The 15,665-nt window shown below is 58.6% G+C and carries 13 protein-coding genes; 7 read left to right on the top strand and 6 right to left on the bottom strand.

Annotation, left to right across the window (positions count from 1 at the left end; genetic code table 11):
• Window positions 1–18 precede the first annotated feature (18 nt).
• The gene (locus IFU29_RS12985) at window positions 19–1,494 is read left to right on the top strand and encodes a tagaturonate reductase (protein ID WP_191934287.1); all 1,476 of its coding nucleotides are present in this window, start codon (window positions 19–21) and stop codon (window positions 1,492–1,494) included.
• The gene (locus tag IFU29_RS12980) at window positions 1,478–2,968 is read left to right on the top strand and encodes a UxaA family hydrolase (RefSeq protein WP_191934286.1); all 1,491 of its coding nucleotides are present in this window, start codon (window positions 1,478–1,480) and stop codon (window positions 2,966–2,968) included. Before IFU29_RS12985 ends, IFU29_RS12980 begins: the two co-directional genes overlap by 17 nt.
• A 74-nt stretch (window positions 2,969–3,042) precedes the next feature.
• On the opposite strand, the gene sstT is transcribed toward IFU29_RS12980, so the two are convergent.
• The 3 genes from sstT to IFU29_RS12965 all read right to left on the bottom strand — a co-directional run bounded on the left by sstT (window position 3,043) and on the right by IFU29_RS12965 (window position 6,839).
• Window positions 3,043–4,281, bottom strand: a complete 1,239-nt coding sequence (gene sstT / locus IFU29_RS12975; protein WP_191934285.1) for a serine/threonine transporter SstT — start codon at window positions 4,279–4,281, stop codon at window positions 3,043–3,045.
• Between the two features lie 233 nt (window positions 4,282–4,514).
• Complete coding sequence (locus IFU29_RS12970) at window positions 4,515–5,477, bottom strand: TerC family protein (protein ID WP_062745529.1); 963 nt, start codon at window positions 5,475–5,477, stop codon at window positions 4,515–4,517.
• A gap of 375 nt (window positions 5,478–5,852) precedes the next feature.
• Complete coding sequence (locus tag IFU29_RS12965) at window positions 5,853–6,839, bottom strand: Gfo/Idh/MocA family protein (protein ID WP_191934284.1); 987 nt, start codon at window positions 6,837–6,839, stop codon at window positions 5,853–5,855.
• A gap of 133 nt (window positions 6,840–6,972) precedes the next feature.
• Here IFU29_RS12965 and IFU29_RS12960 point away from each other — a divergent pair, with 133 nt between their 5' ends.
• The 3 genes from IFU29_RS12960 to IFU29_RS12950 all read left to right on the top strand — a co-directional run bounded on the left by IFU29_RS12960 (window position 6,973) and on the right by IFU29_RS12950 (window position 10,304).
• A complete protein-coding gene (locus IFU29_RS12960; protein WP_191934283.1) occupies window positions 6,973–8,673 on the top strand; it encodes a chloride channel protein in 1,701 nt (566 codons plus the stop codon).
• Between the two features lie 71 nt (window positions 8,674–8,744).
• On the top strand, window positions 8,745–9,359 hold the full coding sequence (locus IFU29_RS12955) for a LemA family protein (protein WP_191934282.1): 615 nt from the start codon (window positions 8,745–8,747) through the stop codon (window positions 9,357–9,359).
• A 9-nt stretch (window positions 9,360–9,368) separates the two neighbouring features.
• A complete protein-coding gene (locus IFU29_RS12950; protein ID WP_191934281.1) occupies window positions 9,369–10,304 on the top strand; it encodes a TPM domain-containing protein in 936 nt (311 codons plus the stop codon).
• 19 nt (window positions 10,305–10,323) lie between these two features.
• Here IFU29_RS12950 and IFU29_RS12945 read toward each other — a convergent pair whose 3' ends face one another.
• Entirely contained in the window at window positions 10,324–10,827 is a 504-nt protein-coding gene (locus IFU29_RS12945; protein WP_191934280.1) for a M48 metallopeptidase family protein, read from the bottom strand.
• Between the two features lie 82 nt (window positions 10,828–10,909).
• On the opposite strand from IFU29_RS12945, the gene rlmG reads away from it, so the two are divergent.
• The gene (gene rlmG / locus IFU29_RS12940) at window positions 10,910–12,037 is read left to right on the top strand and encodes a 23S rRNA (guanine(1835)-N(2))-methyltransferase RlmG (RefSeq protein WP_191934279.1); all 1,128 of its coding nucleotides are present in this window, start codon (window positions 10,910–10,912) and stop codon (window positions 12,035–12,037) included.
• Window positions 12,038–12,091: 54 nt separating this feature from the next.
• Here the strand turns inward: rlmG and IFU29_RS12935 are convergent, their stop codons facing one another.
• Window positions 12,092–12,805: a polyphenol oxidase family protein gene (locus IFU29_RS12935; RefSeq protein WP_191934278.1), complete on the bottom strand. Its 714-nt coding sequence runs from the start codon at window positions 12,803–12,805 to the stop codon at window positions 12,092–12,094.
• 174 nt (window positions 12,806–12,979) lie between these two features.
• Between IFU29_RS12935 and IFU29_RS12930 the strand changes: the two genes are divergently transcribed.
• Window positions 12,980–13,507: a YagU family protein gene (locus IFU29_RS12930; protein WP_191934277.1), complete on the top strand. Its 528-nt coding sequence runs from the start codon at window positions 12,980–12,982 to the stop codon at window positions 13,505–13,507.
• Between the two features lie 4 nt (window positions 13,508–13,511).
• Here IFU29_RS12930 and IFU29_RS12925 read toward each other — a convergent pair whose 3' ends face one another.
• Entirely contained in the window at window positions 13,512–15,509 is a 1,998-nt protein-coding gene (locus IFU29_RS12925; protein WP_191934276.1) for an oxidoreductase, read from the bottom strand.
• Between the last annotated feature and the right edge of the window lie 156 nt (window positions 15,510–15,665).

Genomic DNA, 15,665 nt, shown 5'->3' with positions numbered 1-15,665 from the left:
ATAATGAAGGAAGAGAAAATGCGCAAGCTGAACCGACACGATTTTCCGGGGCCGCGCTATCCTGAGCGCATTATCCAGTTCGGAGAGGGCAATTTCCTGCGCGCCTTTATCGACTGGCAGGTCGACCTGCTCAATGAGCATACCGACCTGGCGGCCGGTGTGGTGGTGGTCAGGCCGCGCGCCAGCAGCAGTCCCCGCAGTCTGAACAGTCAGGACGGGCTTTACACCACCCTGATCAGGGGGATCACTGCCCAGGGCAAGGTAGTCAGTGAGGCGCGACTGATCCGCTCGGTGAACCGCGAAATCCAGCCCACAGAGGATTTTGCCGCTTTTATGGCGCTGGCACACGATCCCCGGCTGCGCATTGTGGTGTCCAATACCACCGAGACAGGGATCTACGTTGACCCGGCAGATACGCTGGCGTCCGCGCCGCCTGTCAGCTTCCCGGCTAAGTTAACGCGCCTGCTGCTGGCGCGCTGGCAGCACTTTAACGGCGCGGCAGACAAAGGCTGGATCATGCTGCCGTGCGAGCTGATTGACGATAACGGAGAGGCGTTGCGGTCGTGCGTGTTACAGACGGCGCAGCGCTGGCAGCTGCCGGCAGACTTTATGCAGTGGGTCAGCCAGCACAACACGTTCTGTTCCACGCTGGTGGATCGCATCGTCACCGGCTATCCGCAGGATGCCCGCGAACTGGAAGCCGGGCTGGGCTATCAGGATGACTATCTGGTGGCGGGTGAAGTGTATTACCAGCTGGTGATCCAGGGACCCTCTTCTGTCGCGGAGGCGCTGCGGCTGAACAAGCTGGATCTGAATATCCGTCTGGTGGACGACATCAAACCCTATAAAGCGCGCAAAGTGGCCATCCTCAACGGCGCACATACGGCGATGGTACCGGTGGCCTTTCTCGCCGGTTTGAGCGCCGTGGGCGACGCGATGAACGATCCGGCTGTCGCCAGCTTTGTCGATGAGACGCTGCGTCATGAAATCATTCCGACGCTGGCACAGCCGGTGGCGGAGCTGAACGCTTTTGCGGATGCGGTGCTGACCCGTTTTCGTAATCCGTTTATTCGCCACCAGCTCAGTAGCATCGCCCTGAACAGCATGACGAAATTCCGTACCCGCCTGCTGCCCGCCCTGCTGTGGCAGCAGGCGCAGCACGGCACGCCGCCACCTTATCTGAGCTTTGCGCTGGCCGCGCTGCTGGCGTACTACCGGGGCGAACGTGACGGTGAGCGCTACCCGCTGCAGGATGACGCTCACTGGCTGGCGCGCTTTGCCGCGCTGTGGCCACAGGTTGATGACCACGTTATCACCCTGCGACAGCTGGTGGACGAGGTGCTGAGTGACACCGGGCACTGGGGCCAGGATCTGACCGGGCTGTCCGGCCTGGCAGAGTGCGTGACGGCGCAACTGCAGCAGATCACCTCATGCGGGATGCGCGCCGCGCTGGCACAGATCACACAAGGCGGGAAACATGCAAAGCATCATTAAGATACACAGTCTGGATAATGTCGCCGTCGCGCTGCGTGACCTGGACGAAGGCGAGCACATCCACGAGGTCGGGCAGTCGCTGGTGCTGAAGCAGCCGGTCGGCCGTGGACACAAATTTGCCCTCCAGCCGCTGCCAGAAGGCGCACAGGTCGTGAAGTATGGCCTGCCCATTGGGCATACAACCCAGGCGATCGCCGCAGGGGAGATGATCCACTCGAACAATGCGCGTACCAATCTGAGCGACCTGAATGAGTACCAGTATCAGCCGGATTTCGTCACGCTGCCTGAACAGGCCGCCGATCGTGAGATACAGGTCTATCGCCGCAGCAGCGGTGAAGTGGGCATTCGCAATGAGCTGTGGATCCTGCCCACCGTGGGCTGTGTCAACGGCATTGCCCGCCAGATCCTGCAGCGTTTCCTGAAAGAGACCGCCGGGGCGGCCGGTATTGATGGCGTCCATCTGTTCAGCCACCCTTTCGGCTGTTCGCAGCTCGGCCAGGATCATGAGAATACCCGCACCATGCTGCAAAATATGGTGCGGCACCCCAACGCCGGTGCCGTGCTGGTGATAGGCCTCGGCTGCGAAAACAACCAGGTAGACGTGTTCCGCGAGACGCTTGGTCACGTTGACCCTCAGCGGGTGAAGTTTATGGTCTGCCAGCAGCAGGACGATGAAGTGGAAGCCGGCCTGGCGTTACTGCACCCGCTGTATGAGGCGATGCGCCACGATCGCCGCCAGCCGGGCCAGCTCAGCGAACTGAAGTTCGGTCTGGAGTGCGGGGGATCGGACGGCCTGTCGGGGATCACCGCCAATCCGCTGCTCGGACGTTTCTCTGACCAGATGATTGCCAACGGCGGCACCACGGTACTGACCGAGGTACCGGAGATGTTCGGCGCGGAACGTATTTTGATGAGCCGCTGTCGCGACGCGGCGACCTTTGAAAAAACCGTCACCCTGATTAACGACTTCAAGCAGTACTTTATTGCCCACAACCAGCCGATTTATGAAAATCCGTCCCCGGGCAATAAAGCCGGAGGCATCACCACGCTGGAAGAGAAGTCGCTGGGCTGTACCCAGAAAGCCGGACAGAGTCAGGTGGTGGATGTGTTGAAGTACGGGCAGCGCCTGACGCGGCCGGGGCTGAATTTACTCAGCGCACCGGGTAACGATGCCGTTGCCACCAGCGCCCTGGCCGGGGCAGGCTGCCATATGGTGCTGTTCAGTACCGGACGCGGTACGCCTTACGGGGGCTTTGTGCCGACGGTGAAACTTGCCACCAACAGCGAGCTGGCAGCGAAAAAGCCCCACTGGATTGATTTCGATGCCGGACAGCTGATCCACGGCGTGGAGATGCCTGCGCTGCTGGCGCAGTTTGTCGATACCATCGTGGCCATCGCCAACGGGCAGCAGACGCGGAACGAAGAGAATGATTTTCGCGAGCTGGCGATATTTAAAAGTGGGGTCACGCTGTAATTCCGCCTGTCACCGGCAACGGGTGAGCGGAAGGCACAGGGGCTGACCTGGTCTTTTGGTCAGCCCGTGGCGATTTACGCGTTCTTTGCGGCGCGGCGATCGTCGGCCATGCAGGCCGCAGCGGTAAACAGGATATCCGCCGACGAATTCAGGGCGGTTTCAGCTGAATCCTGTAATACGCCGATGATAAAGCCCACGGCCACCACCTGCATCGCGACTTCATTCGGAATACCGAACATGTTGCAGGCTACCGGGATCAGCAGCAGGGAACCGCCAGCCACGCCCGAGGCCCCGCAGGCACAAATTGAAGCGACCAGACTCAGCAGAATGGCGGTCGGCACGTCGACGTGGATGCCCAGCGTATTAACGGCCGCCAGCGTCAGCACGGTGATGGTGATTGACGCTCCCGCCATGCTGATATTGGCACCAATCGGGATCGAGACCGAATAGGTATCCTCATTCAGACCGAGTTTTTTCGCCAGTGCCATATTGACCGGAATATTGGCGGCCGAGCTGCGAGTGAAGAAGGCGGTCACGCCACTTTCGCGCAGGCAGGTAAAGACCAGCGGATACGGGTTACGGCGGATCTGCCACCACACCAGCAGCGGGTTAAACACCAGTGCCATCAGCAGCATACAGCCAATCAGCAGTACCAGCAGGCTGGCATAGTCCCACAGCGCGTCAAAGCCGGTTGAGGCCAGAATCGACCCGACCAGGCCAAAAATCCCGATCGGCGCGAAGCGGATCACAATCCGCACCAGGCGGGTGACGGCATCGGAGGCATCATTCAGGAAGGTACGGGTGCTGTCGCTGCTGTGGCGGAAGGCAAAGCCCAAGCCAATCGCCCAGACCAGAATACCGATGTAATTGGCTTTCATCACGGCTTCAACCGGGTTGGTCACCATGCTCATTAGCAGGCCACGCAGCACCTCCAGGATCCCCGATGGCGGCACAATCTCAGTGCTGGCCGTCCTCAATGTCAGGTTCTGCGGCAGCAGATGGCTGCCCACCACGGCGACAATCGCCGCGCAGAAGGTACTGAGCAGATAAAGCATAATGATGGGGCGAATATTGGTTTTCTGCCCCTGCTGATGGTTAGCAATCGAGGCGATCACCAGCACCAGCACCAGAAGCGGGGCTACCGCTTTCAGCGCGCTGACAAACAGCTCACCGAGCAGGCCCACCGCCAGCGCATTGCTTTTCGAAAACCAGGCCAGGGCAATACCTGCCACCAGACCGATCATGATTTGTGTTACCAGGCTACCCTGCATCAGGCGACGAATCAGCCCGTGGCCACTTTTTTCAGTACGCATAGTTTAAAATCGCTATCGTTATCGATGTATTGGAGTGTGTTTGCGTGGGGCAGTATAAGGAAATCATCTGGCAGGGAAAGGGAAAAATGAGGGGCTGCACAGGGATATCAGGGTTATCTGTAGGGGAAGACCCTCTATTCTGGTCGTCGTGTGCCAGGAGGGCGATCGAAAAAATGATCGCCCCTGGCGATCCTACCCGGTGGGGGCGACCTTTTTCCAGCCGCCCCGTCTCGTCAGGATACTTTACGATCGTTACGGTAGTTGACCACCGCGTTGATAATCAGCGTCAGGGCCAGAATACCGCCTACTACGCCCAGCGAGATGGCAATCGGAATATGGAAGAAGTCGACGATTAACATCTTCACGCCGATAAACACCAGGATCACCGACAGGCCATACTTCAGCATCGAGAAGCGCTCTGCCACGTTCGCCAGCAGGAAGTACATCGCACGCAGGCCGAGGATGGCGAACAGATTGGAGGTCAGCACGATAAATGGATCGGTGGTCACGGCAAAGATGGCCGGAATACTGTCAACGGCGAAAATTACGTCACTCAGTTCCACCATAATCAGTACCAGCAGCAGCGGCGTCGCAAACAGCACGCCATTTTTACGCACAAAGAACTTCTCGCCTTCGATTTTGTCGGTCATACGCATACGGCTGCGCAGCCAGCGTACCAGCGGCTTGTCGCCAATAGCGCTGTCATCTTCCTTCGCCAGGGCCATTTTAATCCCGGTGAACAGCAGGAAGGCACCGAAGATGTACAGCAGCCAGCTAAACTGAGTCACCAGCCAGCTTCCGGCAAAGATCATGATGGTACGCAGGACGATCGCACCCAGCACGCCGTAAATCAGCACCCTGCGCTGCAGCGCGGCCGGTACGGCAAAATAGCTGAACAGCATCAGCCAGACAAACACGTTGTCGACGGCCAGCGCTTTTTCAATCAGATAACCGGTGAGGAACGCCAGCGCCTGAGTGTCCGCCACTTCGCGCCCGACGGTGTCGTTGAGGTACCACCAGAAGGCAGCATTAAATAACAGAGAGAGCGTCACCCAGACCAGCGACCAGGCAGCGGCCTGTTTCATGGTCATGGTGTGCGAGCCGCGACGGCCCTGCAACAGCAGGTCAATCGCCAGCATTATCACGACGACGACAGCGAAGCTGCCCCAGAGTAACGGTGTGCCGACAGTGTTCATATATCATCCCGTGCAAAATAAAAAATGGCCAATTACCCGTCATCTTTCATGCTGCAGATACGTTGGCTGACTTCACGAACCCCGGTCACTTACTGATGTAAGCGGGTGGAGAACCGTTAAGTTGCCGCCTGTCTGCGACCTGACGTCTGTAGGGTATATCGGAAGGCATCAGCCACAATATTATTGATGCTGTAAGCAAACCTCGCCTCCCGGCAAGGTCTCACTTACAACCAGGATAAGGTTGCTCAGTAACCGGACATCATGTGGATGTCGTATTGACGATTAACTGACGAAGAAGTTACTCCCCTTTGCTGAGGCAAAAGATAGGCGGCCCGCTGCGGCAGGTCAATCTTCTTCAGTAATATTTAGAAATATTTACACAGCAGCCGTGTCAGCCGGGAACACCACGCCGGTCTGACGGCGGATTTCGGTCAGCACCTTTGCGGTGATCCGCGAGGTCGCCAGCCCGGGGTGATCGACCTGATTATTTTCCACCAGCCGGGCGAACACCTCTGCTTCGTACAGCATGGTGTTGATATGCTGCGGCTGCGTCAGATCCTGCGCCTTACCACCGCGCGGGACAAAGCTGAGACGCTGACATTCGGAAACCTGCTCCACCACCAGCGAGCCGTCTTCACCCTGGATTTCACTCGGCAGGGTCGACTGGCTGATTTTGGAGTGCTGCAGCGTGACATCGAAATCGCCGTAGTTAAGGATCGCCGTGCCGTGACCGTCAACGCCGCTGTCCAGCAGGCTGGCGCTGGCGACGATGCTGTCCGGTTCACCCCACAGGCTCACCGCTGTCCCCAGGCAGTAGTAGCCAATATCCATAATGGAGCCGTTGGACCAGGCGGGATTGAACGTGTTGGGGTTTTCCCCGTCAAGGTAACGCTGATAGCGGGAAGAGTACTGGCAGTAGTTAATAAAGGCTTTACGCAGCCGGCCCACTTTCGGCAGCGCCTGTTGCAGTGCGAGAAAATTGGGCAGGCTGGCGGTTTTAAACGCTTCAAACAGCACCACTTGATGTTCGGCGGCACAGGCGATCATCGCATCGACTTCACGCAGATTGGAGGCCAGCGGCTTTTCACAGATCACATGTTTACGGTGGCGCAGGAACAGCAGGGCCTGCGGGCAGTGCAGCGCGTTGGGGCTGGCAATATACACCGCATCGATTGCATCCGATGCCGCCATCTCCTCCAGCGAGTCAAACAACTGCTCGACCGGATAGTCGCTGGCGAAGGTCTCTGCCTGCGCCAGTGAGCGTGAATAAACGGCGGTCAGCTTCATTTTCCCGGTTTCATGGGCAGCATCGATAAACTGACGGGTGATCCAGTTGGTTCCAACGACGGCAAAGCGAATCATAGTGTTCCTGTGCGGCTGAGTGAACGAAAAAGCAGATTACCATCTGTGTGCAGCCTGGCAATGACTAAAAGGAGGGATTTGATTTTTCAGCTCACCTCTCGCACCATACAGAAAATCATCCCGAGGGAACCCGATGAGCGTTCGCAGCCCGCAGAGTAAACATGCACTTAACTGGACCAGTATTCTGGTGGCAATCCCGGTCGGGCTGGTGGCTTCCCTGGTGACGCTGGGCTTTCGTGAAGCGATTAACCTGATCGATAGCCTGCTGTTTCGTGGCCAGACCGATATTACCCGGGCGATGCAGGTTTACCCCTGGTATATCTGGCCGCTGATTGTCGGCTGCGGCGGGTTGATCGCGGGTTTTCTGCTGCGCTATGCCACGGCCATTGAACAAAAACAGACGGTGCGTACTGACTATCTGGAGGTGATCAACGCACAGCTTGATGCGGTGCCTGCCCGTACCTCGCTGTTCCGCAGCCTGTCATCGCTGGCCAGTATCAGCAGCGGGGCGTCTATCGGCCGTGAGGGGCCGATGGTGCAGCTGTCGGCCTTAGCGGGGAGCCTGATGGGCCGCTGGTGGTTCCGGTCGCTACCGCTGAAAAACAGCGACGTGGTGGCCATGGCCGCGGCGGCGGGGCTCTCGTCGGTGTATCATGCGCCGCTGGCCTCCGCGATTTTTGTTGCTGAAATTGCCTTTGGCATCTCGGCCATGCAGCGGCTTATCCCGCTGATCATCTCCTCCGGGGTGGCGGTGCTGACCATGTGGTCGCTCGGCCACCGTTCCGCCATGTACCCCTTTTCCCACAGCCAGTTTGACCTGACACCCGGTAGCATTGCGCTGACCGTCGGTATCGGCCTGCTGGCAGGGCTGATGGGCTGGGCAATGCTCTGGCTGATCGGGCAGAGTAAGCGCTGCTTTACCCGCATCAACAACCTGCCGTTGCGCCTCGGGCTGGGGGGACTGCTGGTGGGCTCGCTGGCCATTGGCAGTACCCAGATTCTGGGTAATGGCTACGAAGTGATTGTGCGTATTATGGCGGGCGATTTTCTTCTGCCCGTGCTGCTGGCGCTGCTGCTGCTGAAAATGCTGGCAACGGCCATTTCCGTGGGATCCAGCGCAGTGGGGGGGCTGTTTACCCCGGCGTTGCTGATCGGCGCGCTAATGGGCGAAATGGTGGCACTGCTGGCCTCTGCCGCCGGAATGCCGGTAGGGAACGCCGAAGTGTTTGCTGCCGTCGGCATGGGCGCGGTCCTCGCCTCGGTCAGCCAGGCTCCCTTAATGGCGATGCTGATGGTGCTGGAGATGACGCTCAACAGCAGCCTGCTGTTTCCGGCGATGATCGCCAGCGTGCTGGCCTCAATGACCGTGTATCGTCTGCATGCCCGCAGCGCCTATTCCATGATGAGCAGCCATTTCAGCCGCTCTGATGCCAAATTTGATTTTGATAACGGCATCATCTCCCAGTTTATTGTCTCCGGGGCGGCACTCACTCCGCAGGACTCCGTCGGCAAAGCGCTGGCGGTCAGCACGCTGAAACGTGAACGTTTTGTTTATGTCATTGGTGAGCAGGGCGAATTTCTTGGCGCTGTGTCAATCCACGATATCTCGCACAAGGTACTGGATAAAGAGATTACGCTGACCTCGCCTATCAGCTGTGTCATGGATGCAAACTTCCCGACCATCTATGAAAACCAGACAATAAAAGAGGGCTGGGACGCCTTTGCCCGGGTCACGCTGGAGCGCCTGCCGGTGCTGAATAATCCGCTGGAGCGGAAATATCTCGGGGCGCTGACAAAAACCAGTTTAATCCAGCAGGCAAAAGATTTTATATAAACGAAACAGCGATATCAGGAGAGATGTGTATGATGCCCTCCTGCCACTATTTTCATTTTAAGGACGAAATAATGTCATTTCCTGCGCGTTTTCGCTGGCTGCTGCTGCTGCCGGTGATGTTCTGGCTTTCCGGCTGCGACTATAACCAGATCCAACAGCGCGACGAAGCCGTCTCCGCTGAATGGTCCGAGGTGCTGAACCAGTACCAGCGCCGTGCCGATCTGATCCCCAACCTGGTCTCGACCGCAAAGGCGAGCGCCAGCCATGAAGCCGAAGTCTTTAAAAGCATTGCGGATGCCCGCGCCAAAATCGGCAGCCTGACGCAGGTGCAAAATGCCCCGGACGATGCGCAGGCGATGCAGGCGTTCCAGCAGTCACAGTCTGAGCTGAGCAGTGCCATGTCCCGCCTGCTGGTGATCAGCGAACGCTACCCCGATTTGAAGGCCGACAAAATGTTCAGCACGCTGATGGTGCAGCTGGAAGGCACCGAAAACCGGATTACCGTGGCGCGTCAGCGCTATGTGCGGGCGGTGCAGGACTACAATCTGCTGATCCGCCAGTTCCCCGGTTCGCTGACCGCCAAAGTGATGGGCTATCAGCGCAAAGAGAACTTCCAGCCGGAGAATGTAAAGCAGATCTCAACGGCACCTCTGGTCGATTTCTCAAAGCCTGCCAGCGCGAAATAAGGGACAGCCATGCGATATCTCACCCTGATCCTGCTGTTCTGTCTGCCCTTCACCAGTATGGCCGCAACGGTCGCTGTACCGACGTTACAGCAGCGTGTGACGGATAATGCGGGGGTACTGAGTCCCCGAGAGGTGGAGCAGATAAATCGCCAGATTGTGACGCTGGAAAAAAAAACCGGCCATCAGCTGGCAGTACTGGCGGTGGATACCACCGGGGATGACAGTATTGAGCAGTACGCTACCCGGGTGTTTGACGCCTGGAAACTGGGAGATAAGGCCCGCGATGACGGCCTGCTGCTGGTCATGGCAAAGACCGATCGTACCGTGCGAATTGAGGTCGGTTACGGGCTGGAGGGTGATTTTACCGACGTGCAGGCCAGCCAGGTGATTAATGGCAGCATTATTCCGCGCTTCAGGGAGGGGGACTATGGTCAGGGGCTGGTGGCCGGCGTTCAGGCCATCTCCCGCCAGCTTGGTGTGCCGGTGGAGGGGGATGCGCCTGTCGTCGCGCCGCGCCCGGTCGCCGCGCCGGTGCCGTCATCATCCGGTGACGCCATTTCGCTCTCTGCGGGCAGCATTGGCCTCTGGCTGCTGGGCATGATTGTTCTGCCCTTCTTCTTCCTGCGTCGTAATTCCCTGCTCAGGGGGCTGCTGGTCAGCGCGATAGTCACCGGCGTTTCCCTGGTCAACACGCTGCTAAACGACGGCATCGCGGGCGTCAGCGGTGATAATGTCGGCCTGCTGTTTGGCGGTAGCCTGATGATGCAGATGCTGATTTCCTCACTGATCGGGACGCTAACCGGGGGGGGCGGGGGGAGTCGCGATCGTTCTGACGACCGCGACGACGATCGTTCTTCGCGTGACGATGATTCAGACAGCAGCAGCGGCGGATTTAGCGGCGGCGGCGGTCGCAGCGGTGGTGGTGGCGCATCGGGTAAATGGTAAAACGCCGGCGCCTGGCGGTTTAGCCTTCACGTCCTTCCAGCGCCTGTGCCGTCAGCCACAGGCGCGTATCAAACTCCAGCTGGTGGTACTGCGGCTCCATATGGGAGCACAGCTGATAGAACGCCTTGTTGTGATCTTTTTCTTTAATATGCGCCAGCTCATGTACCACGATCATCCGCAGGAAGGCTTCCGGGGCATTTTTAAAAATGGTCGCCACGCGGATCTCCGCTTTTGCCTTCAGCTTGCCGCCCTGCACGCGTGAAATGGCCGTATGTAATCCCAGCGCATGCTTCATCACCTTAATCTTGCTGTCGTAGAGAACTTTGTTCAGCGGCGGTGCGTTACGCAGCGACTGATTTTTTAAATCCAGCGCGTAGTCATACAGCGCTTTGTCGCTGGTAATGCTGTGGGAGGACGGATAACGCTTATTGATCACCTCCGTCAGACGCTGCTGTTCAATCAGCGTGCGCACCTGTGACAGCAGCGATTCGGGGTAACCTTGCAGATAAATAAGCGACGACATACTGACTCCGGTAAAGAAAAACGTTTACTGTGCGCCCGTTTTAGGGGATAAAACGCGGGAATTTTACCACTAAGGTGATCCCATGAGCCAACTCGAACTAAGCAACCGCATGCTGACGCTGCATCGTTTTCCCCAAATGCGCGAAGAAAGCCCGTTGCAGGCCTGGGATGCGGCCGACGAATATCTGTTGCAGCATCTGGGCGATGCCCCGGTCAGCGGCGTGACGCTGATCTTTAACGACACCTTCGGTGCGCTGGCCTGTGCGCTGGCCGGTGAGGGCGTATACAGCATCAGTGACTCCTGGCTGAACCAGCAGGCGACGCGCCAGAACCTGGCGCTGAACCATCTGGATGAAGGGGACGTGCAGCTGCTCGACAGCCTGAGCCCTTTACCCGCCGCCCCGGCCCGCGTTCTGATTAAGGTGCCAAAAACCCTCGCGCTGCTGGAATACCAGCTGCGTGCGCTGCGCGACGTTGTGACCCCGGAAACCCAGATTGTGGCCGCCGGAAAAGCGAAAGATATCCATACCTCCACGCTGCAGCTGTTTGAAAAAATTCTCGGTGCCACTACCACCTCGCTGGCGCGTAAAAAGGCCCGACTGATTTACTGCACCTTCAGCGCGCCCGAGCTGAAAGCGGACGACGTGATTGCCCGCTGGCAGCTGGACGGCACGCCGTACCAGATCCACAACCATGCTAACGTCTTTTCGCGTGGTGGGCTGGATGTGGGGGCGCGCTTCTTCTTACAGCACCTGCCCTCCGATCTGGAAGGTGAGATTGTCGACCTGGGCTGTGGCAATGGCGTGATTGGCCTGATGGCGCTGCAGCAGAACCCGCTATCGCAGGTCCATTTTGTCGATGAGTCGTATATGGCAGTGGCGTCCAGCCGGATGAATATTGAAGTGAACTGCCCGCAGGACAGGGAACGCAGCACGTTCCACGTCAATAATTCGCTGGCAGGTTATCCGTCAGACCGGCTGCACGCAGTGCTGTGCAATCCGCCCTTCCACCAGCAGAGCGCGGTGACCGACCATATTGCCTGGCAGATGCTGCGCGATGCGCGCCGCTGCCTGCAGGATGGCGGCGAGCTGCGGATTGTCGGTAACCGTCACCTCGACAACTACCATAAGATGAAGAAGCTGTTTGGCAACTGCACCACCGTGGCGAGCAATCAGAAGTTTGTGGTGTTACGTTCGGTAAAAATGCCGTAACCCGCCGGGCCCCCGGTGCTCTTACCGGGGGAAAAACACACCTCGTTCCTGACGTTATCGCTTCGCAATCCACGAAAATCGCTGCTGATAGCCCTGCTGAAAGTGGCTGTTGCGGCGGTAACTCGCCTGCTCCTCAGCCATACAGTAGGTACACACCTGCGATAGCTCAATCTGGCTTTCCGGCACCCCGGCGCGTAGCGCAATGCGTTTTGCCAGCAGTGGCAGATCAAACCAGATGCCACCGGTGGTTCCCTGCGCCTGCGGGCGCACGGCCGACGGGTTACGAAAGGGAGTGGCAGACCATGACATCAGCTCTGCCAGGTGATGCGGGTCATCCTGCTGTGCCCGGGCGATCACATCCTGACCGAGCTCATAGCAGCACGGGCCGATAGCCGGGCCGATGGCTATAAACAGGCTGTCCGGCGTGGCTCCGCGTACAAACAGCTGCGCGATGGCGTTACCCATCACCCCGCTCAGTATGCCTTTTAATCCCCCGTGCACCGCTGCCACCTGTCGCTGACGCGTATCGGCAATCAGCACCGGCAGGCAGTCAGCGGTGTAGATCGCCACGGGCGTACTGCCGGTACCTATCAGACCGTCAGCTTCCTGACTTTTCACCGGCCGGGCCTCCACATCGGAAATGACGCGGGCACTGTGGCGCTGCTGGTTATACAGCGTTGCTTCAGGGGGGCGTTCGCCTGCGGACATAAACGCGTGGTCAAGCCAGCTCAGGCGGGAGAGCAGGGCAGAATGACAGGAGTGCGGCATCGTAGGTTCCTTTTTATCTCGGAGGCGTTGCAGTGATACTACAGGTGCGATGCGACATTTTTAATGTTTTATTCAGTGCGCATTTTTCGCCATTCCTGCTGTAAACCGGGGACGGGAAACAGGGTATCCTTTGGGGACGATTGGATTAAATCACTGTCAATGGAAGGACATCCTATGAACACCCTGGCCGTTAGCCATCCTGCACCACAACGTCACGTTGCTGCAGCACTTTTCTCCGGTTTTATGGGGGGGAATGTCGCCAGTTTTGTAAAATGGGGAACCGAAAATCCCTTCCCGCCGCGAACCCCTGACCGGGCCATTCCTCCGGCTGAGATGCTCAGTGACTTTGGCTTTACTGTGAATAATATGGTTTATCACTATTCCGGCCACCTCGTAAACTGGGGGGTGGCGGGTGTGCATCACCTGTTTTCCCTCTTTTTTGCCATGTTCTACTGCTGGCTGGCAGAGATTTTCCCGAAAATAACGCTGTGGCAGGGCGTGGGCTTTGCGCTGGCTATCACCGTCATTTTCCATGGGATTGTGCTGCCCGTGGGGGGATGGGCACCCCCGATCTGGCACTTGCCGGTGGAAGAGATTTTTTCCGAAACCCTCGGGCATATCCTGTGGATGTGGACGATAGAGGTTTTCCGTCGTGAACTGCGCCGGCGCTGCGTGCAAACCAGCGGGGCAGTCACAGGATAATGCTTTAAATCGCCAGCGCCAGCAGCGTCCCCTGCTTAATGGCGCGACGGGCATCCAGCTCTTTCGCCACGTCGGCACCGCCGATAATGTGGGCAGTAATCCCCCGGGCGGCCAGCGCGTCGGCCAGGGATCGCTCCGGCTCTTGTCCGGCACAGATCACCACATTATCCACGCGCAGTGTCTGCGGTTCACCGTCGCGCAGGATATGCAGACCCTCATCGTCAATCCGCAGGTATTCTATGTTGCCCCACATCTGCACGCCGTGCATCTGCAGGCTGGCGCGGTGGATCCATCCGGTGGTTTTCGCCAGCCCGGCACCGGGTTTACCCGGCTTGCGCTGGAGCAACCACACCTGACGTACGGCATGCGGTCTTTCCGGCGGTAACAGCCCGCCAGGCTGGGAGAGCGTGCGGTCAATGCCCCATTCCCGGCAGAATGCACTGATATCCTGCCCGCCCGCCACCAGATATTCAGCCGTATCAAAACCGATGCCGCCCGCGCCAATAATCGCCACATGCTGCCCGACGGGTTTCCGGTCGCGAATGACATCGAGATAACTCAGCACGGAAGGGTGGTCGATACCCGGTATGGGCGGCACACGCGGCACGATGCCGGTAGCCAGTATCACCTCATCAAATGCGGCGACATCATCCGGTGTTGCGCGATGATTCAGCCGTAGCGTCACCCGGTGCAGCGCCAGCTGACGGCGGAAGTAGCGCAGCGTTTCACTGAACTCTTCTTTACCGGGGATCTGCCGGGCGATAGTGAACTGGCCGCCGGTTTCCGGCAGTGCATCAAACAGCGTCACCCGGTGGCCGCGCTGTGCGGCGTTGACCGCAAACGCCAGCCCGGCAGGGCCGGCTCCGACCACCGCCAGCGATTTGCTCTGCACGGCAGGCGTCATGACCATCACTGTTTCATGGCAGGCGCGGGGATTCACCAGACAGGAGGTGAGCTTACCCACGAAGATCTGATCGAGGCAGGCCTGATTGCAGGCGATGCAGGTGTTGATCTCATCGCTGCGCCCCTGCCGGGCTTTCAGCACAAATTCAGCGTCGGCCAGAAAAGGGCGGGCCATGGACACCATATCGGCGCAGCCTTCATCCAGCACGCGCTGGGCGACGTCAGGATGGTTAATACGGTTAGTGGCGATCAGCGGGATCGTGACGTGCTGCCGGAGCGCCTGCGTTACCCAGGCGAAGGCGGCACGCGGAACGGCGGTGGCGATGGTGGGAATACGCGCCTCATGCCAGCCGATGCCGGTGTTAATCAGCGTTGCCCCCGCCTGCTCAACCGCCTGCGCCAGCCGGACGGTCTGCTCAAGCGTGCTGCCCTGTTCCACCAGATCGAGCATCGACAGGCGGAAGATAATAATAAACTCCGTGCCAACGGCGGCCCGCACCGCCCTGAGAATATCCAGTGCAAACCGCTGGCGACGGGTCTCATCGCCTCCCCACTCATCGTCACGCTGGTTGGTGTGCGCCACCAGAAACTGATTAATCAGATAGCCTTCCGACGCCATAATCTCCACGCCATCATAGCCTGCCTGCTGCGCCAGGCGCGCACAGCGCGCATAACTGGCAATCAGTTGCAGAATCTCATCATGGCTTAACGCCCGTGGGGTAAAGGGGTTAATCGGGGCCTGGAGAGCGGAAGGGGCGACCAGCGCGGGCTGATAGCTGTAGCGCCCGGCGTGCAGGATTTGCATAGCAATTTTGCCCCCCGCCTGGTGTACCGCGTCCGTCACCTGTCGATGATGAGGGATCTGCGCCTCATCATTCAGCACCGATGCTCCTGCGCTCACCACGCCCTCTGGTGAGGGGGCAATACCGCCAGTCACAATCAGCGCCACCCCGGCGCGGGCGCGCTCTGCATAGAAGGCGGCAAGCCGCGCCGGGCCATCCGGATGTTCTTCCAGCCCGGTATGCATCGATCCCATCAGAAAACGGTTTTTAAGCTGGGTGAATCCCAGGTCCAGCGGGGAGAACAGTGACACGCTCATCGTCAGCGATTCCTGAAGTGGTCGGATGAGTTTCACTGTAGCGGTCAAATGACCGCGATGAAAGTGCAGTTAATCGCTTTGTGATGAATGCCACTGAATATCTCGCAGAGAAAGGACAACGCGCTTCACGTTATGCGTAACATTGATTTAGTAACA

The organism is Erwinia persicina, assembly GCF_014838825.1.
In the GTDB taxonomy this organism is placed as follows: domain Bacteria; phylum Pseudomonadota; class Gammaproteobacteria; order Enterobacterales; family Enterobacteriaceae; genus Erwinia; species Erwinia persicina_A.
This window is presented reverse-complemented; position numbering and strand designations above follow the sequence as displayed.

Excerpts from the sequence above, each read along its gene's own strand:
- IFU29_RS12935 (WP_191934278.1), bottom strand. The coding sequence starts at position 12,805 with ATGCCGCACTCCTGTCATTCTGCCCTGCTCTCCCGCCTGAGCTGGCTT.
- sstT (WP_191934285.1), bottom strand. The coding sequence starts at position 4,281 with ATGCGTACTGAAAAAAGTGGCCACGGGCTGATTCGTCGCCTGATGCAG.
- IFU29_RS12945 (WP_191934280.1), bottom strand. The coding sequence starts at position 10,827 with ATGTCGTCGCTTATTTATCTGCAAGGTTACCCCGAATCGCTGCTGTCA.
- IFU29_RS12950 (WP_191934281.1), top strand. The coding sequence starts at position 9,369 with ATGCGATATCTCACCCTGATCCTGCTGTTCTGTCTGCCCTTCACCAGT.
- IFU29_RS12985 (WP_191934287.1), top strand. The coding sequence starts at position 19 with ATGCGCAAGCTGAACCGACACGATTTTCCGGGGCCGCGCTATCCTGAG.
- IFU29_RS12980 (WP_191934286.1), top strand. The coding sequence starts at position 1,478 with ATGCAAAGCATCATTAAGATACACAGTCTGGATAATGTCGCCGTCGCG.
- IFU29_RS12925 (WP_191934276.1), bottom strand. The coding sequence starts at position 15,509 with ATGAGCGTGTCACTGTTCTCCCCGCTGGACCTGGGATTCACCCAGCTT.
- rlmG (WP_191934279.1), top strand. The coding sequence starts at position 10,910 with ATGAGCCAACTCGAACTAAGCAACCGCATGCTGACGCTGCATCGTTTT.
- IFU29_RS12965 (WP_191934284.1), bottom strand. The coding sequence starts at position 6,839 with ATGATTCGCTTTGCCGTCGTTGGAACCAACTGGATCACCCGTCAGTTT.
- IFU29_RS12930 (WP_191934277.1), top strand. The coding sequence starts at position 12,980 with ATGAACACCCTGGCCGTTAGCCATCCTGCACCACAACGTCACGTTGCT.
- IFU29_RS12960 (WP_191934283.1), top strand. The coding sequence starts at position 6,973 with ATGAGCGTTCGCAGCCCGCAGAGTAAACATGCACTTAACTGGACCAGT.
- IFU29_RS12970 (WP_062745529.1), bottom strand. The coding sequence starts at position 5,477 with ATGAACACTGTCGGCACACCGTTACTCTGGGGCAGCTTCGCTGTCGTC.
- IFU29_RS12955 (WP_191934282.1), top strand. The coding sequence starts at position 8,745 with ATGTCATTTCCTGCGCGTTTTCGCTGGCTGCTGCTGCTGCCGGTGATG.